This is a genomic window from Lentzea chajnantorensis, from assembly GCF_054300775.1.
This window is the reverse complement of the sequence record NZ_JBSDZT010000002.1, coordinates 88,070-107,363: the sequence shown is the minus strand read 5'-3', so window position 1 is coordinate 107,363 and position 19,294 is coordinate 88,070. Positions and strand designations below refer to the sequence as shown.

At 70.9% G+C, this 19,294-nt stretch carries 17 protein-coding genes and 2 pseudogenes; 9 read left to right on the top strand and 10 right to left on the bottom strand.

What is annotated here, in order from left to right; translation table 11 throughout:
* Nucleotides 1-12: 12 nt before the first annotated feature.
* Both ACVDFE_RS00880 and ACVDFE_RS00875 read right to left on the bottom strand, forming a co-directional pair.
* Nucleotides 13-429, bottom strand: coding sequence for a hypothetical protein (locus tag ACVDFE_RS00880; RefSeq protein ID WP_458429263.1), 417 nt, complete (start codon nucleotides 427-429; stop codon nucleotides 13-15).
* Entirely contained in the window at nucleotides 426-1,127 is a 702-nt protein-coding gene (locus ACVDFE_RS00875) for a helix-turn-helix domain-containing protein (protein WP_458429262.1), read from the bottom strand. The genes ACVDFE_RS00880 and ACVDFE_RS00875 overlap by 4 nt, the downstream gene beginning before the upstream one ends.
* Nucleotides 1,128-1,299: 172 nt before the next feature.
* Between ACVDFE_RS00875 and ACVDFE_RS00870 the strand changes: the two genes are divergently transcribed.
* Both ACVDFE_RS00870 and ACVDFE_RS00865 read left to right on the top strand, forming a co-directional pair.
* The gene (locus ACVDFE_RS00870) at nucleotides 1,300-1,650 is read left to right on the top strand and encodes a GntR family transcriptional regulator (protein ID WP_458429261.1); all 351 of its coding nucleotides are present in this window, start codon (nucleotides 1,300-1,302) and stop codon (nucleotides 1,648-1,650) included.
* Between the two features lie 168 nt (nucleotides 1,651-1,818).
* Nucleotides 1,819-3,315: a peptide deformylase gene (locus ACVDFE_RS00865; RefSeq protein ID WP_458429260.1), complete on the top strand. Its 1,497-nt coding sequence runs from the start codon at nucleotides 1,819-1,821 to the stop codon at nucleotides 3,313-3,315.
* 1,119 nt (nucleotides 3,316-4,434) lie between these two features.
* Here ACVDFE_RS00865 and ACVDFE_RS00860 read toward each other — a convergent pair.
* On the bottom strand, nucleotides 4,435-4,863 hold the full coding sequence (locus ACVDFE_RS00860) for a hypothetical protein (RefSeq protein ID WP_360386394.1): 429 nt from the start codon (nucleotides 4,861-4,863) through the stop codon (nucleotides 4,435-4,437).
* A 74-nt stretch (nucleotides 4,864-4,937) separates the two neighbouring features.
* A complete protein-coding gene (locus tag ACVDFE_RS00855) occupies nucleotides 4,938-5,510 on the bottom strand; it encodes a hypothetical protein (RefSeq protein ID WP_458429259.1) in 573 nt (190 codons plus the stop codon).
* Nucleotides 5,511-5,589: 79 nt separating this feature from the next.
* On the opposite strand from ACVDFE_RS00855, the gene ACVDFE_RS00850 reads away from it, so the two are divergent.
* Together ACVDFE_RS00850 and ACVDFE_RS00845 are read left to right on the top strand one after the other, a co-directional pair.
* Entirely contained in the window at nucleotides 5,590-6,258 is a 669-nt protein-coding gene (locus tag ACVDFE_RS00850; protein WP_053739297.1) for a response regulator transcription factor, read from the top strand.
* Nucleotides 6,255-7,559, top strand: a complete 1,305-nt coding sequence (locus ACVDFE_RS00845) for a sensor histidine kinase (protein ID WP_458429258.1) — start codon at nucleotides 6,255-6,257, stop codon at nucleotides 7,557-7,559. The genes ACVDFE_RS00850 and ACVDFE_RS00845 overlap by 4 nt, the downstream gene beginning before the upstream one ends.
* Before the next feature lie 32 nt (nucleotides 7,560-7,591).
* On the opposite strand, the gene ACVDFE_RS00840 is transcribed toward ACVDFE_RS00845, so the two are convergent.
* Complete coding sequence (locus ACVDFE_RS00840) at nucleotides 7,592-8,491, bottom strand: neutral zinc metallopeptidase (RefSeq protein WP_360386401.1); 900 nt, start codon at nucleotides 8,489-8,491, stop codon at nucleotides 7,592-7,594.
* Between the two features lie 15 nt (nucleotides 8,492-8,506).
* Complete coding sequence (locus tag ACVDFE_RS00835; protein WP_458429257.1) at nucleotides 8,507-9,595, bottom strand: neutral zinc metallopeptidase; 1,089 nt, start codon at nucleotides 9,593-9,595, stop codon at nucleotides 8,507-8,509.
* A gap of 479 nt (nucleotides 9,596-10,074) precedes the next feature.
* Between ACVDFE_RS00835 and ACVDFE_RS00830 the strand changes: the two genes are divergently transcribed.
* The 4 genes and pseudogenes from ACVDFE_RS00830 to nudC all read left to right on the top strand — a co-directional run bounded on the left by ACVDFE_RS00830 (nucleotide 10,075) and on the right by nudC (nucleotide 15,348).
* Nucleotides 10,075-11,715: a DUF2207 family protein gene (locus ACVDFE_RS00830; protein WP_458429256.1), complete on the top strand. Its 1,641-nt coding sequence runs from the start codon at nucleotides 10,075-10,077 to the stop codon at nucleotides 11,713-11,715.
* Between the two features lie 10 nt (nucleotides 11,716-11,725).
* Nucleotides 11,726-13,010: pseudogene (locus tag ACVDFE_RS00825) on the top strand (M16 family metallopeptidase).
* Nucleotides 13,007-14,395, top strand: coding sequence for a M16 family metallopeptidase (locus ACVDFE_RS00820; protein WP_360386412.1), 1,389 nt, complete (start codon nucleotides 13,007-13,009; stop codon nucleotides 14,393-14,395). Before ACVDFE_RS00825 ends, ACVDFE_RS00820 begins: the two are co-directional and overlap by 4 nt.
* Nucleotides 14,392-15,348 (top strand): NAD(+) diphosphatase, encoded by a 957-nt coding sequence (gene nudC / locus ACVDFE_RS00815; RefSeq protein WP_458429255.1) that lies wholly within the window; start codon nucleotides 14,392-14,394, stop codon nucleotides 15,346-15,348. Before ACVDFE_RS00820 ends, nudC begins: the two co-directional genes overlap by 4 nt.
* Before the next feature lie 18 nt (nucleotides 15,349-15,366).
* Here the strand turns inward: nudC and ACVDFE_RS00810 are convergent, their stop codons facing one another.
* Nucleotides 15,367-16,164, bottom strand: coding sequence for an FAD-dependent monooxygenase (locus ACVDFE_RS00810; RefSeq protein ID WP_458429254.1), 798 nt, complete (start codon nucleotides 16,162-16,164; stop codon nucleotides 15,367-15,369).
* A gap of 124 nt (nucleotides 16,165-16,288) precedes the next feature.
* A pseudogene (locus ACVDFE_RS00805) lies at nucleotides 16,289-16,573 on the bottom strand (FAD-dependent monooxygenase); the annotation flags it as partial.
* A 56-nt stretch (nucleotides 16,574-16,629) separates the two neighbouring features.
* Here ACVDFE_RS00805 and ACVDFE_RS00800 point away from each other — a divergent pair.
* Nucleotides 16,630-17,100, top strand: a complete 471-nt coding sequence (locus ACVDFE_RS00800) for a MarR family winged helix-turn-helix transcriptional regulator (protein ID WP_360386418.1) — start codon at nucleotides 16,630-16,632, stop codon at nucleotides 17,098-17,100.
* Here the strand turns inward: ACVDFE_RS00800 and ACVDFE_RS00795 are convergent.
* On the bottom strand, nucleotides 17,086-18,102 hold the full coding sequence (locus ACVDFE_RS00795; protein ID WP_458429253.1) for a DUF2399 domain-containing protein: 1,017 nt from the start codon (nucleotides 18,100-18,102) through the stop codon (nucleotides 17,086-17,088). The two genes, ACVDFE_RS00800 and ACVDFE_RS00795, sit on opposite strands and share 15 nt — an antisense overlap.
* Before the next feature lie 24 nt (nucleotides 18,103-18,126).
* Entirely contained in the window at nucleotides 18,127-19,266 is a 1,140-nt protein-coding gene (locus ACVDFE_RS00790; RefSeq protein WP_360386423.1) for a response regulator transcription factor, read from the bottom strand.
* Nucleotides 19,267-19,294: the final 28 nt, after the last annotated feature.

Sequence of the window (19,294 nt, the reverse complement as noted above, 5' to 3'; positions counted from 1 at the left end):
GGGTCTGTGGGGTCAGTCGAGGTCGATCGGGCGGGACGTGCCAGGCGCGGGAAGCTCGGGGAGTACCATGCCCAGCCGCCATGCGGCGGCCGTGCACGCGTCGCCCCGCGCGACCGACCAGGGCAGCTCGCCGGACCCGTACGCGCCCCAGGCACGAGCGGCCTGGTCCACCGCGCGGACCGCACCCAGGCCGAGCGAGACCAGCGCGCGCACCACCAGTTCTGCGGCTTCACGCCGCGTCGTGGCGGCCGTGACCTGCTGCCCCGACAGGTGCAGCGCCGCCGTGATCTCGCCGATGGCCAGATCGACCGGCCCGCCCAGTTCCGGGCTGCGGAACTGAATGCGTGCCTGCCCATTGAGGTAGCGGACCTCGAACACGCTCACGGCCTGGGTACGGGTGGCCGAACGGGCCAGCGTCGGCGTGCTCATGCGGTCACCAGCTCTCGGCTCGTCGCGGTCGGGGCGGTGACGGACGCGCGCGAGTCCGGCCGGCGGGTCTGCTGCGGCACGTCGGGGAACAGCTCCGCGATGAGGCGGCGGCAGAACTTCACCAGCTCCTGGCGGGCGTCGTCGGCGGCCAGGCCCGCGATTTCGTAGAGCGTGGTGTCGACCTGGCACATGCCGATGTTCACGGCCGTGTCGGCGATGACCCGGCGCACGTGGTCCGCGTCGTCGGCCTGGTGCAGGAACTCGGGGTCACCCTCGCAGTAGAAGAACAGCAGGGCGGCCAGGTCGTCACGGTCCAGCGGGATCGTGACGTTCACCGACGCGACCACGGGCGTGGACAGCGACAGCGGGCGGGTGGCCGGGATGAACGGGGTCGCGACACCGTTGACGGTCGCGGAAGCGGTCGTGTTCATCGCGCCGCCACCTCCTGCGAGGTCGTGCAGCTCGGCGTGGTCGGCGGCCTCCGGCGACTCGTCGCCCACCACGAACGCGTCGTAACCGGCGTCGGCGCACGCCGCGTCGAACGTCTGCAACGCCTGCTCCGGGATGCGGATCGCACCGCCGATCTTGTAGGCGTCCAGCTGGCCGGACCTGATGGCGCGGTAGATCGTGTGGACCGAAACGTCATACCGTTCGGCGACTGCCTTAACCCGGTAGAACCGGGTACCCTCGTGCTGCATCGCAAGCTCCTGAGGCTCGATGTGATCTGTCCGCCCCGGTCGGTGTTGGCGCACCGCCGGGGCCTTTTTGCTGTCTGCCGCTCTAGCGATCAGTGCGACAGGTGCAAAGCTAGCCAACATCGCAAACATAGTCAAGAAGTTAGCTATGTTGACTTGGGTTACCATGTTTGACATGCGGAAACTCGACCCAGACGACCTCAGGCCGCCCTACATGCAAGTGGTAGAGGCTCTTCGGGCTGACATCGAAGAGGGTGTCTTCGAGCCTGGTGAGCGCTTGCCGACCCATCAGCAGATGGTCGAGAACTTCGGCGTCTCGGTCGGAACGGTGAAGCGCGCGCTCAACGAACTTCAGGGCGCCGGGCTGGTCGTGTCGCGGCAGGGACAAGGTGCCTTCGTGCGAACGAACAGTTCGGCGGTCGGGTCTCCGCTCGTCGACCTGGCAGAGGTCCGCACTGTCCTTGCTGACCTTCGTCGTCGGCTCGAAGAGGTCGAGGAGGCCGTGGCGAAGCTGTCTCGCTCGTGATCTTCGGTTGCTGGGGTCTCTGCGTTCATGTGGCTAGCTTGCGGTGGGGGTCTGGGTGGAGGGCAGGTTGAGCAGCGATCACGTGCGATTCATTCCATTCACACGGCGATTCACAGGGGGAGCAGAGGTGTGACTAGTGACAGTCCCTCGCAAGGTGATCAGTCCAATGTGGAGGCTTTCATTGCGGAACTTCGGCACTGGCGCGAGGTTTCGGGCTACTCGCAGAAGGCGCTAGCGCGTGCCGTTGGCTACGACGCCTCGTACATCAGCAAGGTCGAGCGCGGCACCGTGATGCCGAGTCGGAGTTTCGCGGAGCTGGCCGATCGGCAGATGCAGGCGGGTCGGGCGCTGGTTCGTCGCTGGAACGACTTGCAGCCAACCGCGACCGCGTCGCCAGTGGCCGGCCGATCCGGCGACGTCGCTGGCGATGATCCGCAGTCGGCACCTGGTCCGGCGCTCATCGTCGAGCATGAGCACGCGACGCTGACCTACGTCGAGGATCAGAACGGCAACGGCGTGTGGCGCACCAGTATTCGGCGACAGCTTCACAATGTCGGTACTGAGCCGGTGTCGCAGTACCTAATCCGCATTGCAGTCGACCGGCATCCGGGTGACCCTGATCGTTCGAATAAGCTTTATAGGGAAGACCCGCTAGAATGGGAAGAGATCGGCCTTGTCGCGAGTTGTGGTGACGAGCCTATGACGTGGCGCGTCAAGCATGATCGCGATGCATTTAAAGAACTGTGGCTCCTCTTCGAGAACTCGGACGGTCGTTATCCACTCTATCCGGGTGAGACTGTCTGGATTGAGTACGACTATGCAGTGCCCGCGCGTAAGTGGGGACCGTGGTGGCAGCGGGCAGTCAGGTTGCCTACACGTCGTTTGAGTCTTGCGGTTGATTTCCCGGCGAGGCTTCAGCCGGTCGTCTGGGGAATGGAAACATCGATGTCGGCTGAGGCCACGTCGTTCCGCACTCCTATCGCCAAAACGAACGAAGGCGATAGAATCATCTTTACTTGGTCCACGGAAGATCCACCATTGCACGCCCGGTATCGGGTTGAGTGGAAGTTCAAGGCGGGCGACCCTGAGGAGGGGCGGAGCGTGGAGCAGTTGAGTCCTAGTAAGCAGATGGAGTCTCTCGGGATCGTGCAGGAGGGAGACGCTTTTCTGGGTCAGATTGCGACACCGTTTGACCTGCCGGGTGAAGCGGAAGATGTGCGGCGAGTGATTGCGCAGCTGGTGTCAACGATGGAGAGGGTTGGGCAGGTGCACAACTTCTCCAAGGGCATGGGCTTGGCTGCCCCTCAAATCGGAATCGGCCGCGCTGCCACCGTCGTTCGTTCGCCTAACGGTGAGTTGATTACGCTGATCAACCCGCGCATTATTGACGAGTCTGCGGACATTGATGAGCAGTACGAAGGGTGCCTTAGTTTCTTTGATGTGCGCGGGATGGTGCCGAGGTCTCAGGCGGTCGAGGTTGAGCATGTGGATATCAATGGCGCAATGCAAATAACCAGCTTTGAACGAGGTCTCGCACGGCTTGTATGTCACGAAATCGATCATCTCTTCGGAGTCCTTTACCGAGCAAGGATGCGACCGGGTGTGGAGCCGATCCCGGTGTCGCAGTACAAGGGCACAGGCAGCCAGTGGACGTACGGTCGATAGGCGTGCGCCCTGGTGTCACGTCCCCTTGAAGGACGTGGCTCGGCGGGAGCGGTTGGCGAAATAAGTCCGGGCACGTTTGCGCAGGTCAGACGGCACGTGTCCCGGACTGGGAGGGACTTAATTCGCCACGTGCGAAATAAGTCCGGCGCGAAACCGCAGGTCAGGGGCTTATTTCGCCAATTCGCCAAGTTCGCCAGCGTCAGCCCATGCGTCGCAGTGGACCACTGGCTGACAGTTCACCGCCGGTCGGCTCGTGTTACGCAGTCCTGGCCAGCGGTGACGGTCTGGCCGGCGTTGCCCGTGGCGACCTCCGCGAGTAGTACCAATGCCAATCTTTTCGCGGGTCTTGGCGGCAGGGACGACGGCAGGGAGGCGCGGGGGAGAGAGGGAGAACTCCCTGGGTGCCTCCCTGTCCGTACCTCCCTGTGTTGAGCAGGGCTGAAGCCGGAGGGGGAGTCGGGAAGGCGGCCGACCAAAGGTGCTGGTTATGGGCTGTGCGCATCTTGGATGGACGGGTGACTGCCTCCCTCCCTGGCGCTGCACGCGGCTGTTCAGCAGGCGGCAACGCAGACCAATCACCGCCGTACCCGTGCCCGCGCAGGGCGGCCTTACCGGCATGCGGACGACCGGACAGGCCACCCTGCCCCGCCACGGCGGAAGGCTCGTGAGGTGTCCGTCGGCGGCCGGACGCGGCGGGACCCCTCATGGGACCCCTCGTGGGACCCCACGGCGTTCGTGGGACAAGTCCCGTACGCCGTCCCGCGCCAGGGTCCCGCGCGTTGAGCAGCGCAGACGCCCGCCGTGGGACCCACGGGACCCCCTAGCGGCTGCCAGCAAGACCCCCGAAAACACCCCGTTTCGAGCCCTGCGGAAGGGTCCTCAGAGGGTCCCTAGAACGCTAGAACGCAGGTCGGCCCTAGTGCCTGCCCCTAGAGCACCCGCTAGACCTAGCGGCATCACCCGCTAGACCTAGCGGCGCTCTCGGCTCCAGCTGGCAGGGTCTCAAACAGGGTCTCAGTACGGCACCGTTCAGGCGGTTGCTGTAGTTGCGCGTATAGCACTGACCTGGGCAAACACACCAGCCTGCACCCGGTGGAACGGTGAGCGCGCCAATCTACGTCAAGAAGGTGACCCCGGCCGGGGAGTAGGGAGCACCGCCGGTGCGCGCAGCGGCGCGTAGCGGAAGAGGAACGCGTAGAAGCCGCCCGCCAGCGCTGCGAGGCACAGCAGCAGCGCGGTGAGGCGGCTCGCCATCGGCATACCGGCCGGGACCGAGGCCGCTGACTGGACCGTGCCGGTGTTCCCCGCGGACATCACGACCTCGACGGTCTCGCCCTTGCGGTGGCCGCACCCGTCGAGCTTGGCCTGCTCCTTCCGGCCGTCGGCGTCCCACTCGACGGTGTCCATGCCCTGGCCGCAGGAGCCGCTCTCGACAACGGTCGCGGTCACCCGCCTCGGGGGCTCCGCCGCTCCCAGGACCCTGGTGGGCACCAGCAGGGCGACCGCGACACCGATGCCCACCAGTCCTACGACCAGCAGGATGAACACCCATCTGTCCGGGCTTCGCGGAACCGCCACACTGCGATGTTCGCAGACGCGGCGGCCCGCGTGGGAGACCGGTTTTATTTCGGCAGCTGACGCAACTGCTCGACCTTCACGGTCTTGCCGTCGGACACGGTCCCGGTCACCGCGACGAGGTCGCCGTTCTTCGGCTTCTCGTTCACGGCGGACAGGTCCAGCGGCGTCTGCAGGCCGTCGACCTGGATCAACGTGGCGTTGTCGCCGTTGACGTCCTTGACCGTGCCCTGCGCGCGCGCCTTGGCGAGGGCCACGTTCAGCGCCTTGCCGTCCTTGGCCCGGACGGTCACCCGCTGGTCGGTCTTGAGACCCGCGAGGTCACCGCCGCGCAGCTTCGTGCCGCTGTCGGTGGTCAGCGACACCTCACCGCCGTCGTCCTTGGCGATGGTGAGCTTGCTCGTCTCGACCGCCTTGACCCGGCCGACCACGAGCGTGCTGTCCTTGAGGTTCTGCGCCTTGTCCCGGCCGTGGCCCTTGCCGGGGCCGCCGGGGTGGCGCTCGGCGAACGCCGCCGGCGGACCGTCGGGGTTGTCGGCCGCCGTCGCGACCGCGATGCCGCCGACGGTGAGCCCGGCGGCCGCGACGAGGGCGCCGGCCCACGCTGATTTCTTCGACATGCGCCCAGCGTGCGCGCGAAGCCTGAATCTGAGCTGAAGGTGGGTCGCCGACTTCGCGGATGATCAGCAGAATGGGGAGGTGTCCGCCAGGGTGTTGGTGATCGAGGACGCCGAGGCGATCGGCGCCGCCGTCTCGTCCGCGTTGCGCGAGTCGGGCTACGAGGTGCAGCACCGCCTGGACGGGCGCCAGCTGGAGGCCGACCTCGGCCGCTTCCGCCCCGACCTCGTGGTGCTCGACGTGATGCTGCCCGGCCGTGACGGCTTCCAGCTGCTCGAGGTGATCCGCCGCGCGTCCGGCGCGGGCGTGGTGATGCTGACCGCGCGCGACGGCGTCCCCGACCGGCTGCGCGGCCTGTCCGGCGGTGCCGACGACTACGTGGGCAAACCGTTCGTGCTGGCCGAGCTGGTGGCGCGGGTGTCGGCCGTGCTGCGCAGGCTGGGCCGCACGCCGTCGACGGTGCAGGTCGGCGACCTCGTCGTGGACGCCGACGCCGGTGTCGTGATGCGCGCCGACCAGCCGATCGAGCTGACCGCGACCGAGCTGCGCCTGCTCGTGTACCTGGCCGCCCAGCGCGGCCGGGTGGTGTCGAAGACGCAGATCCTGACCGCCGTGTGGGGCTACGAGGACTACGACCCGAACCTCGTCGAGGTCCACGTCTCCGCCGTGCGCCGCAAGCTGGAGGAGCACGGACCGCGGCTGGTGCACACCGTGCGCGGCCTGGGGTACGTGCTGCGGGCCGAGGAGTGAACCTGCGCCCGGCGTCCCTGCGCACCGTGTCGCTGCGGCGGCGCGTGGCCGTGTCGGTGCTGCTGGTGCTGATCGTCGTGATGGTCGCGCTGGTGATCTCCGTCGACCGCACCTTCGCCCAGCAGTCCACGAAGGACCTCGGCACGGTGGCCATGGAGACCGAGAACCGCGCCGTGCAGATGTTGCGCAGCGGCCGCCCGCCCCGCCAGATCGCGAAGGACCTGTCGCGCAACAACATGCGCGTGAAGCTCCGCTTCCCCGACGGCCGCGAGTTCGGCGAGACCCCCGACGAGGCCTCACCGGGCCGCCGCGAACGGACCGTGCAGGGCGTGAAGATCACCGTCGACGCCGACTACGGCGCCATCTCGGCCGCCCAGGGCCGGTTGCGCAAACTGCTGGTGCTGCTCGGCCTCGGGGCCGTGGTGCTGGTCGGCGCCCTGCTGTTCTTCGTGGTGCGGCGGGCACTGGCCCCTCTGGACGCGATGACGTCACTGGCCCAGGCGATCGCCGCCGGCCACCGCGGCGGCCGGTTGAACCCCTCGCGCACGGACACCGAGCTCGGCCGCACCGCGGCGGCGTTCGACGGCATGCTGGACTCCCTGGAGGGTTCGGAGCTGCGCACCCGCCGGTTCGTCGCCGACGCCGCCCACGAGCTGCGCACCCCGATCACCGGCGTGCAGGCGGTCGCCGAAGCGCTGGTGCAGGCCCCCGTGGACTCACCGGACCGCGACCAGATGTCGTTCCTGCTGGTCCGCGAAGCCCGCAGGGCCGGCCGGCTCGTCGACGACCTGCTCGCCCTCGCCCAGCTCGACGCCGGCTACGAGATGCAGCGCGAGCAGGTCGACCTGCTCGCGCTCGCCGAAGCCGAGGTGGCGCGCACCCGGTTCGTGGCACCGGACTTCGACATCGCCGCCGAAGGCGTCCCCGCGGTCGTCGTCGGCGACGGGCAGCGGCTGGCCCAGGTGCTGGCCAACCTCGTGGACAACGCCCGGCAGGCGACCGGTCCACACGGGACCGTGCGGATCCGGGTGGACCTGACCGGGTTCACCGTGTCCGACAACGGGCCGGGGGTGCCGGACGCGGAACGCGAGCGGATCTTCGACCGGTTGGTGCGGCTGGACGACGCGCGGGACCGGCGGTCAGGGGGGTCCGGGCTGGGGCTGGCCATCGCTCGGGGGGTGGTGCGGGCGCACGGTGGGGAGTTGAGCTGTGAGCCGGCCAGCGGCGGGTCGGTGTTCCGGGTCGTGCTGCCGAGGGCAGAGGGCACGCCTGCTGCGCAGCCCTCGGCCCAGCCGGGCTGAGGCGCCTCGCCTTCGGCTCGGTCGGGAACCGGTCAGGAGACCTGCGCGGGCGGAGCCGCGAACGTGTTGCAGGCCGAGGTCGAGTTCGCCGTGAACCCCGCACCGGCCCACTGGGCCTGGTTCTTCGCGGAACCGTGCGCGTTGTCCTCCGGCTTCTCCTCGATCGCGTACTGGAAGTCCTCCTGCGCCTGCCTGGCCAGCGACGGGGTGACCGAGCCGCGGCCTGAGACGGCGGTGAGGAACATGCCCGCGAAGCAGTTCGCCTGGAGTTCGACGCGGCGCGACATCTCCAGGCCCGCCGGGGTCCGCTCGCCCGCGTCGGTGATCTTCAGGTCGGCTGCGCGCAGCAGGCCGGTGAGGGCCTGGACGTGGTGGCCGTACTCGTGGGACAGCGTGGCGAGGTGGGTGGCCGGGGCCTCGCCGCCGCCGTTGGAGCGCAGGCGGGAGGTCGGCATGTAGATCGTGTGGTTGCGGCCGCAGTAGTAGGCGACCGCGTGGTCGGACTCCGGTGCGGCGCCGCAGGGGCCGTCGTGCAGGACGGGGGAGGCGTCCAGGAGGGGCTTCTCGAACGGCATGTTCGCCGCGGTGAGCAGCGGGCCCCAGGCCGCGTCGAGGCAGGCGACGCCGGCCGCGTAGTAGGCGGCCAGGGCCGGGTCGGAGGTGCCGAAGCGCGGGAGGTCGCAGGTCACCTCGGCCAGCGGCGTGGGCTTGAGCAGCAACGGGTGGTCCGCCAAGCGCAGGACCGCGCGCGGGCGGATCGGGGTCGAGGGGTCCGTCGTCGACGGTTGGGTGAGCGGGCGCGAGGACTCGGCCAGTGCGCGGCCCGCGACGACCTGCGGGCCCGTCAGCTGGCCGATGCCCAGGACGAACGCGACCACCAGCGCGAACACGCCCGCGAGAACGAACGGGTTGTTCCCCGCCGGTTGGGTCACGTGGTGCGCCTTTCGCTAGGAGACGTACTGGGCCTGCGACGCCCAGGTGTTGCACTGCGACGCCTGGTTCGACGAGTAGCCCTGCCGCACCCAGGCCGCGTTGTTCTGCGGTGTGCCGTGGTCCTTCGTGGGGTAGATGTCGTAGTCACCCCGGTTGCCCGCGTCGTTGAGGCCCGTCTGGATCACGTCCATCGGGACCGCGCCGTGGGACAGCGGTGCCAGCGTCATGCCGCCGAAGCAGGTCGCCTGCAGCTCCATCCGGCGGTTCAGGTCGAGGCCCTTCGGAGTATCCCACCCTCCCGCGTCGTACTGCGCGCGGTCCGAGGCCTTGAGCATGCCGGTGAGCCACTGGATGTGGTGGCCGTACTCGTGGGCGAGCTGGCCCAGGTACTTGCCGGGGTGGTTCGGGTTGTTCGGGTTGCGCTCGGAGGCGTAGGCGTTCGCCGTCCAGTAGATGCCACCCTGGCAGTAGCGGGCGGTCGAGTCCGGGCGCACGGTGCCGCACGGGTACTGCACCGACTCGGTCACGATGTGCAGCTCGACGGGCTGGTACGGCATGTTCGCCGCCTGCATCGCGGGCTTCCACATCGCCTCGATGCACGGCAGGGCCGCGCGCAGGTAGCGGTCCTGGCCAGCCGGTGAGTAGTCCATCGCGGGCAACGGGCAGCTCGCCAGGCGGTTCGCGCCGATGTTGGGCTTCAGGAACGGGTGGTCCGCCAGCGCGTACACGGCCTTCGGGCCCACGGGCGTCGACTGGGTCGACGGCGCGCGTGACGGGGCCGACCGCGACGGGGCCGTCGTTCCCGTCGTCGTCTCCGCGGTGGGCTCGTTGCTGAACGTCGGGCTGTAGGTCGTGTAACCCGAGTAGCCCGCGTCCTTGACCTTGCTGTTCAGCGTCGCCGCGAACAGGCCGATCGCGCCCAGGCCGAGGATCACCACGCCACCCAGCACGAGGGCCACGATCGGGCCGTTGCTCTTCTTCCGCAGCGGAGGCGGATACGCGCCGTAACCGCCCCACGAGGGCTGCGGCGGCGGCATGACCTGGCCGGGAGGAGGCCCGTACGGACCGGGCGGCGGGCCGTAGTGCCGCGGCGGCGGGCCCATCGGGCCACCCATCGGTGGCGGGCCCATCGGCGGCGGCCCCTGAGGTGGTGGGCCTTGGGGCGGCGGGCCCTGGGGCGGCGGGCCCATCGGCGGTGGGCCCTGCGGGGGCATGCCGGGCGGTGGCCCGTAAGGCGGACGCTGCGGTTGCCCGAGCGGTGCGGGCATGGGCGGCGGGCCGACCGGGCGCGGCGGCGGCCAGTTGCCCGGTGGCGGTGGTTGCGTCATCGCCTGAGGTCCCCCCAACGGTGAGCCTGGGTCGGTTACGAGCATAGGCGGACGGGATCTGCACGTCCCCCGACCGGGCTAACGCGTCCCGCCCACCTCTGTGGGACGCGTCGCACGGGGTGTCGGTTCACGTGCCGTCCGCCGAGCTCGTGTCGCAGGCACGGCGGTGGTGCCGTCATCGTCGGAAATCCCCCGGATGGCGCCTGGTGCGAACAGCGCCAGAGCTTATGGGGACTCCGCTATTGTCCGCAGCCGTGTTGAAAAACTGGGGCCTGGCGCTCTTCGCCGCCACCGCGCTGGCCACCGCGGTGCCCGTCGGCGCGGCGGCCGGTGCGCTCGCGCAGCCGCTGCCGGGGACCGTCAGCACCGAGGTGCGGATGAAGCTGGAGCGCGACGCGCGGCTCTCCGTCACCGAGAAGGTCCACGTGCCGGACGGGAAGACCGTCAACCGGACCGTCCCCTTGCGACTCGCGGTCGGCAACGACCTGGAGCGCCAGTTCACGATCACCGACGCGAAGGTCGAGGGCAGGGGCAGTGCGACCGTCAGCGGGGACGAGCTGACGCTGCGCCTGGAGGGCGGCGACGCCACCGTCACCTACACCGTCGGGGGCGCGGTCGCCCCCGTCGGCGACGCGCTGGAGGTCCGCTGGCAGGTCGCGGGCGGCTGGGACGTCGAGCTGGACAAGGTCTCCGCCACGTTCTCCGCGCCCGACTCGCCGACGTCGGTCAACTGCCTCGCCGGCCCGGTCGGCTCGTCGCAGCCGTGCACGAGCGCGGACCTCGCCGACGGCAAGGGCGTGCGGGCGCAGGAGATCAAGCTCGCCGCGGGGGAACGCGTCGACGTCGCGGTCGGGCTGGCCGCCGGTGTCGTGCCCGCGAACGCCGTCGTGGTCGAGTCCTCCGGGCTGGCCGCCGCGTTCGCGCTCACCCCGGTCAGCGGTGCCGCGCTCGGCGGGCTGCTGCTGCTCCTGTTCGGCGGCGTCGCCCTGCTGTGGTTCCTGCGCGGCCGGGACGCGGCGGCGCTCGCCGGTGACGTCGGCGCGGTCAGCGTGCTGGTCCGCGACCAGAACGACCGGGTCGCCTTCGCTTCACCCGATGGTGTGCTGCCCGGCCAGGTCGGCACGGTCGTCGACGAGCACGTGGACGTCGTCGACGTGACCGCCACCGTCATCGACCTGGCCGTGCGCAACTACCTGTGGATCGCCGAGACGAGCCAGGAGGGTGGTTTCGGCCACGACTGGCAGATCGTGCGCCGCAACCCGGCCGACGCCTCGCTGTCGGGCTACGAGCGGGCGGTCTACGAGGCGCTGCTGCCCGCCGGCGCGGACGCGGTGACCGTGTCCGAGCTGCGCGGCCGCGGCATCGACCTGGCACTGGTCCGCGACCGCCTCTACGCCGACGTGGTGGAGAAGCGCTGGTTCGCCCGCCGCCCGGACTCCGAGCGCAGCCTGTTCTGGTGGGTCGGTGTCGTGGTGGCGGCGCTGGGCGTCGTGGCCACGGTCGCGCTCGCGCTGACCGTCGGCAACGCCCTGTTCGGCCTGGCCGTCGCGGTCGCCGGCGTGGCGCTGGCGTTCGGCGCCCGCTCGATGCCCGCCCGCACCAAGCGCGGCAGCGAGCTGCTGGTGCACGTCCGCGGCCTGCGCGGGTACCTGCACGGCGTGACGCCGGACGACGTGCCGGAGGAGGACCGCGAGCTGGTGTTCTCCCGGTCGCTGCCGTACGCGGTGGTGCTCGGGGAGACCGAGCGGTGGCTCGCGACGTTCGGCCGGCAGGACCTCTACTGGTACGGCGGCGCGACCGACTTCCGGCGCAGCTTCCCGGCGTTCCTCGGGGCGCTCGACGGCGTGCTCGCCCAGGCGGGCCACCTGCGATCGCTCCGGGCGCCGAACCCGTAGGCTGGCAGGCATGGCCTCACCCGAACTGCACAGGTTCACGTTGCCCAACGGCCTGCGGGTGGTGCTCGCCCCCGACGCCAGCGCACCGGTCGTCGGCGTCAGCGTGCACTACGACGTCGGCTTCCGCTCAGAACCCGAGGGGCGCACCGGCTTCGCGCACCTGTTCGAACATCTCATGTTCCAGGGCAGCGAGAGCCTGGAGAAGCTCGCGCACTTCCGGCACGTGCAGTCGTCGGGCGGCACGTTCAACGGGTCGACGCACCCGGACTACACGGACTACTACCAGCTGCTGCCCTCGGCGGCGCTGGAGCGCGCGCTGTTCCTCGAGGCGGACCGCATGCGCGCGCCGAAGCTCACCGAGGAGAACCTCCGCAACCAGATCGACGTGGTGAAAGAGGAGATCCGGCTCAACGTGCTGAACCGCCCGTACGGCGGGTTCCCGTGGATCCTGCTGCCGCCGGTGCTGTTCAAGACGTTCGCCAACGCGCACAACGGCTACGGCGACTTCGTCGACCTGGAGAGCGCCACGGTCGACGACTGCGCGGAGTTCTTCGACACCTACTACTCGCCGTCCAACGCGGTGCTGACGGTCGCGGGCAACCTCGACGTCGAGGCCACGAAGGCGTTGGTGGAGAAGCACTTCGGTGACGTGCCCGCGCGGCCGAAGCCGGAGCGGCCCTCGTTCGCCGAGCCCGCGCCGCAGGGCGAGGTGCGCCACGAGCACGGCGACGCGCTGGCCCCGCTGCCCGCTATCGCGATCGGCTACCGCGTGCCCGACCCCGGCACCGACATCGACGGCTACCTCGCCTACCTGGTGCTCGCCGGCGTGCTGACCGACGGCGACAGCTCCCGCCTGCAGCAGCGCCTGGTGCACCGCGAGGGAATCGTGATCGACCTCAACGCCGGCTGCGGCCTGTTCGGCCCGCTGGAGGCGCGCGACCCGGACACGTTCAGCATCACCGCGATCCACACCGCCGAGGTCTCGCCGGACCAGGTCGTGGCCGCGATCGACGAGGAGCTGCAGAAGCTCGCGCAGGAACCGCCGTCGGTCGAGGAGCTCGCGAAGGTCACCGCCCGCTGGGCGTCGACCATGCACAAGGAGCACGACCGGCTCACGAACCGCACGCTGGGCCTCGGCTCGGCGGAGCTGCTGTTCGGCCGCGCCGAGCTGCATCTACGAACTGCCCGAGCGGATCGCCTCGGTGACCGTGGACGAGGTGTCGGCCGCCGCCAAGGCGCTGCGCCCCGACGCCCGTGCACTTCTCTTCGTCAAGCCCACCGGAGGAACGCAGTGACCGCCGCGAAGACCCACCGCTCCGCCGAGGAGATCGGGCGCACCGAGACCGGTCCGCGCCCGCTGCCGGAGCTGGGCGCGCAGAAGGTGGCCGCCGAGCTGTCCACTGTGGACACCACGCTGCCGAACGGCCTGCGCGTCATCGCCGTGCAGCGCGCGACCGTGCCGATGGTCGAGGTGCGGCTGCGCGTGCCGTTCGCCGACCCGGCCGAGCCCGGCAGCGGCTCCACGCACGCGGCGCAGGCGGAGATCCTCGCCAACACTGTGCTGACCGGCACCGCGAACCGCAGCCGCGTGCAGATCGACACCGAGCTCGCGCTGGTCGGCGGCGAGCTCGACGCCGTGGTCGACCCGGAGCGGCTGAGCTTCACCGGCAACGCGCTGGCCACCGGCTTCGGCACGGTGCTCGACGTCCTGCGCGACGTGCTGGCCAACGCCTCCTACCCGGCCGAGGAGGTCGAGCGCGAGCGCGGCCGACTGGTCGAGCGCATCACGATCGCCCGCTCGCAGCCGAACGTCATCGCCCGCGAGGCGTTGCAGCGCGTGCTGTACGGCGACCACCCGTACGCCAAGGAGATGCCGGAGGCCGACGAGGTCGCCGCCGTGTCCCGCGACGACGTGCTGGCGCTGCACCGCAAGGCGTTGCTGCCCAAGGGGTCGGTGCTGGTCGTCGTCGGCGACGTGGAGCCGTCCGAGGCGGTCGCGCAGATCGGCGCGGCGCTGGAGTCGTGGGCCGGTGACGGCGAGGCCGTCCAGCTGCCGCCGCTGCCGCGGGTCGAAGGCGGTGACGTGCACCTGGTGCACCGCGCCGGTGCCGTGCAGTCGCAGATCCGGCTGGCCGCGCAGGCCATCCCGCGCACCGACGAGCGCTACCCGGCGCTGCAGCTCGCGAACCTGGTCTACGGCGGGTTCTTCTCCTCGCGCCTGGTCGAGAACATCCGCGAGGACAAGGGCTACACCTACAGCGCGCGGTCGCACCCCGAGTTCACGGTCCACGGCGCCACGCTGCTGATCGACGCGGACACGGCGTCGGAGGTCACGGCCGCGGCGCTGCTGGAGACCCGCTACGAGCTGGCCCGCCTGGGCATGGTGCCGCCGTCGGAGTCCGAGGTGGACGTCGCGCGCCGGTACGCCATCGGGTCGCTGCTCACGTCCACGTCGTCGCAGGGCGGCCTCGCGTCGTTCCTGGTGAACCTCGCCGGACTGGGCCTGGACATCGACTGGCTGGTCGCCCACCCGCAGCGGCTCGCGGCCGTCACGCCGGAGCAGGTCGCGGCGGCGGCGCTGGAGTTCTTCGCCCCCGGCAACTTCACCGGTGTGCTGGTCGGCGACGCCGAGCAGCTCGCGCCGAAGCTCCGGGCGCTGGGAGGGGTCCGGGTTCCGTGAGCTTCGACCTGGTCGGCCTGCCCGCGCTGTCGCGGGCCGCGGTCGACCGCACCGAGCCGGTGCGCGGCAACGAGGAGCAGATCGCCGCGCTCTGGCCGAAGTCGCGCATGATCGTGGTCGACACCAGGGGTCGCACCCTGGTGTCCGGCCGCGGCACGAGGGTCGTCGACCGCCCGGCCACCGACTTCGGGGACAGGCCGCCGCTGAACGCCGTGCTGCTGGGTGTGCAGGACGACATGGCCTACTGGGCGGTGCCGGTGCCCGCCGAGGACGACGCCGCCCCCGTGACGCCGCGCGCGTGGTCGGCGCCGGAGCTGACCGACGAGCCGCAGTGGCTCGACCTGCGCCAGGCCGGCGCGACCCTCGACGACATGTCGGCGGGCCTGTTCACCACGGCGGCGGCGCTGTTCCAGTGGCACCGCCTGGCGAAGTTCTGCGCCAAGTGCGGCTCGCCGACGGTCCCGGCCAAGTCCGGCTGGCACACCGCGTGCTCCGGCTGTGGCCGCGAGGAGTACCCGCGCACCGACGCCGCCGTCATCTGCCTGGTGCACGACGGCGCCGACCAGGTGCTCGTCGCACGCGGCCCGGAGTGGCCGGAGGGCCGGTTCTCCGTGCTGGCCGGGTTCGTCGAGGCCGGCGAGTCGCTGGAGGCCTGCGTGGCCCGCGAGGTCCTCGAAGAGGTCGGCGTGGCCGTGCGGGACATCCGGTACCTGGGGTCCCAGCCGTGGCCGTTCCCGCGGTCGCTGATGATCGGTTTCGAGGCGGTGGCCGACCCCGCCGACCCGCTGCTGCTCGCCGACGGCGAGATCGCCGAGGCCAAGTGGGTGTCGCGGGCGGACGTGCGCAAGGCGATCGAGGAACCGGGCAGCGTGCCGGGTCTCGGGCTCGCCGGTGGCGCGTCGATCGCGTTCCGGATGTTGCAGTCCTGGTCGGGCGCCGGCTCTTCCTCGTGAGCGGGGTCCTGGGCCGGCTCAGCGCGACCCGACCCAGGACGCGTACCCGTCGGGCCTGATCGTCGCCTCCTCACCGGCGAGCACGGTCGTCGTTCCCCTGCCGTCGGCCAGGTCCAGCCCCGGAACGAACGTGCCCGCAAGTGGGTGCTCGCAGCCGGTCCCGTACCGGATGTCGGTGCCCTGCACCATCGCCGTGATGCGTTCCCGCACCGCGGGCAGGTCGAGCAGGTCGCTGAACAGGCCGTGCAGCTCGCGCGCCTGCGGATCGGGCCGGGTGAGCGCGACCTGGGCCATCGTGTTGCGCAGCACGCGTTCCGCGACCGGGTGGCGTTCGGCGGTGTAGGTGTCGATCAGCGCGAGGTCACCGGTGGCGAGCTTCCAGCCGAGGTTCAGCGCGTCCTGCAGACCGAGGTTGAGGCCCTGACCGCTGAACGGCGAGTGCACGTGCGCGGCGTCGCCCGCGAGCAGGACGTTGCCGCGGCGGTAGGTGCTCGCCTGACGGGTGTTGTCGGTCCACACGGTCGAGGTGTGCACGGCGGTGATCCGCACGTCGTGGCCGCTGACCCGGCGCAGCACGGCTTCGAGCACCTCCGGTGTGACCTCGCGCGCTTCCGGCGGGCCGGAGTGGTCGATCATCATGATCCGGCCCCTCAGCGGACCGAACGCGAAGACGCCCGCCGGGGTGCGGTGCCAGCCGAACGGCAGCTCGCCGTCGAGGTCGACGACCGCCTGGTAGCCGGTCAGCGTCGGCCCCTGGCCGGGGAAGTCGAAGCCGGCGAGCCTGCGGACGGTGCTGCGTCCGCCGTCGCAGCCCACGACGAACTCGCTGCCGAGGTCCAGGCCGGTGACCTCGGCACCGCGGCGGACCTCGACGCCGAGCTTCGCGGGCGCGGGCCTCCAGGACCCGTTCGAGTGCCTGCTGCGTCAGCATGACGAGCGGCAGACCGTCCAGTTTGAACAGTCCGGCGAAGTGCCCGCCGGACGGCCGGTACCAGGCGAGCCTCGCGGTCTCGGCCGCGCTCTCAGCCAGCACGGCGGGCCCGAGGCCGCGCATGGCGAGCATCTCGAACGTCCGGCCGCTGATCATCTGGGCCTTGATGGTGTCCGCCTGCGCGGTGAGGCGTTCGAGCACGGTGGTGCGCACACCGTTGAGCGCGAGCTCGCAGGCGAGCAGCAGGCCGACCGGCCCGGCGCCGACGACGGTGACGTCCGCTGAGGTTTTCATGCTCAACATTTGAGCGTGAAAACATCGCGCCGTCAAACCTGATTTAGGATGACCCGGTGAGCGAGCCGATCTACTCGTGGCTGTACGCGCAGCAGGGCGTCGACGCGGTGCGCGCCGCGCTGGGGGAGCGCATGGAGGCCGAGGCCGGGTGCTCGCTGCTGGAGCACGTCGCGCTCTACCAGCTGCACCACAACGGCGGGCGGCTGAAGATGCTGGAGCTCGCCGAGCTGCTCGACGTCAGCCCGTCCGGTGTCACGCGGCTGGTCGAGCGCCTGGTCAAACGCGGCTGGGTCACGCGCGAGCAGCCGCAGGACAACCGCAGGCTGGTGTTCGCGGTCCTGACACCGGAGGGCGAGGAGGCCTGCCTGGGTGTCACCGCGCGGGTCTACCGGGCGTCGATCGCCGAGCACTTCACGTCGTTGCTGAACGAACGCGACCTCGCCGACCTGCGCCGCATCGGCCGCAAGCTGATGGAGGGCCACGGCCGGTGGGACGTCAAGCGGTTCGCGCCCTCAGAGGAGGAGTGACGGCAGGACGTGCTCCTCGGTGACCACCAGGCCGGTCGTGGTCATGGTCGCGGCGAGGTCGGGGTCCCAGCTCGCCTCCTCCGGCCTGGTGTTCAGCGTGGGCAGCTCGACACCGCGCGCGATCAGCGTGGCCACGGCCTCGCGGTAGTCGGCGGCGGACATGCGCCACGGCGTCCCGCCGGTGTGGTCGAGGAGCTCGTTCATCCGCCGGACGCCGTCGGGCGTGAAGTCGTCGTGGCAGCGGACGGTCTTGCCGGCGAGGTGGTGCCGGGCCTGCGGGGTCAGCCCGGCCGGCAGGACCACCAGCGGCCCCGGCACACCCGATTCGAGCAGCCGGGCGCTGTGCACGACGGTCACCTCCCGGGCCGCCAGCACGTCGTTGAGCGTCAGGTAGCCCTGCGAGGTCAGCACGGGGTTGCCGTAGGCGTCGGGCAGCACGCCCATGCGTTCCCAGTCGGTGCCCGCGAGCTGCAACGCCTTCTGCACGATGCGGGTGAGCGGGCGGCCGTCGTCGAGGTCGTTGCCCGCCAACGCGAACCGGGTCGTGACGCGGCCTGGGTCGAGCCGCGCCAGCACCTCGGCGGCCTGGTTCGCGAGCATCGGCAACGCGGGCTGCGGGATCTTGCCGTACCGGCGCACGTGCTCGATCCACTCCGCCGCCCACGGCCGCCCGAGCAGACCGTGCTCGCGCAACGCGTACCGCAGCACCGCGTCCGCGGTCGACGCCTCGGTCTCGGCGGACAGGCCGACCGGCTCGCCGTGCACCGCCTCCAGCACCTCGGGCAACGTGCTGCCGTGCGCGCGGACGTGTTCGTCCAGCCGCGCCAACGAGATCTGCCGCCGCGCCGGGTGCGCGACCGGTTTGCGCAGCAGCTCGGACAGGGCCCGCGCGGTCTGCTCGTCCTCGACGCGCAGGCTGAACGCCGACCGCCCGCCGCCTTCGAGGGTCTCGCGGGCCAGGCGCCAGAGCTCGGCGAGTTCGGGGCGGTCGTACACGCTCACCGCGCCAACATAGCCGGACCTGGCCTATCCGGGCCGGTCAGGGTTGAGCAGCCGATCGGCGTGGCCGTACCCGACCGGTGGGCCGGAAGCGGGCCGGTTCGGTGGCAGGTAGTAGTAGCCGAGTCCGTGTGCGGCGACGATCGCGTTCGGACCGAGGTGCTCGTTGAGCTTCGTGCGCAGCACGGCCACAAGGACCGCCAAGGTGCGCTTTCTGGGCCCTGTCACCTCGGAGTCGCCCCAGACGTGCGCGACGATCACGCCGGTCGGGATGGCGGTACCCGCTGACCGGACGAGGACCTCGATCAGCCGGAACTCGCGCTCCGAGAAGTGCGCCTCCTCGCCGCCGAGGTGGACCTGGCGCAGCTCGAAGTCCACGCGCAGGGCGCCGTCGTCGTAGACCAGCGGGCGGGCGGCGGCGCGGTGCCGGGTGACGCGGCGCATGCGGGCGACGAGCTCGCCGATGTCGTACGGCTTGACGAGGTAGTCGTCGGCGCCCGTCTCCAAGCCGAGCACCCTGGCGGCGGCTTCGCCCCGCGCGGTCGTGATGATCACCGGCAGGTCGCTCGTGGCGCGGAGCCTGCGCAGAACGCTGATGCCGTCCACGTCGGGCAGGCCGAGGTCGAGCAGCACCACCGCCGGCCGGTGCGCCAGCGCCGCGTCCAGCCCCTCCCTGCCGGTGAGCGCGGCCACGACCTCGTACCCCCTGCGTCCCAGTGCTGCGCTCAGCGCGTCGACCACCCGGCTGTCGTCCTCGATCAGCAGCACCTTCCCCTGACCGACCGGCCGCGGCGGGATCGGCGCGGGCCCGGTGTCCGGCCGGTCGATGCGCCGTGTCTCCACCGCCGTCGCGGACGTGCCCTGACCGACCAGGAACCTCAGCGCGAGGTCCTCGCACGCGGCGCAGACCTTGAGCTCCCGCCCGTCGACCGCGAGCACGCAGACCGCGGCCCGCCCGCACCGGTGACCGGCGACCTCGATGTCGCACTGCCGGGACCGGCGCGCCTCGGCCCGCCTGGTCTCGCGCAGGCGGACGCGGTGGGCGCGGGAACGGCACCGGTCGGAGCAGTACCGGCGCGGGCGTCCCGACTCGGTCGCCTCCGGCAGGGGTCCGTCGCACTCCTCGCACATCGGCACCGCGGCGTCCCCCTTCCCCGTTCGTTGCAACGAAACCACTTTCGTGTCGGTCCTGCGA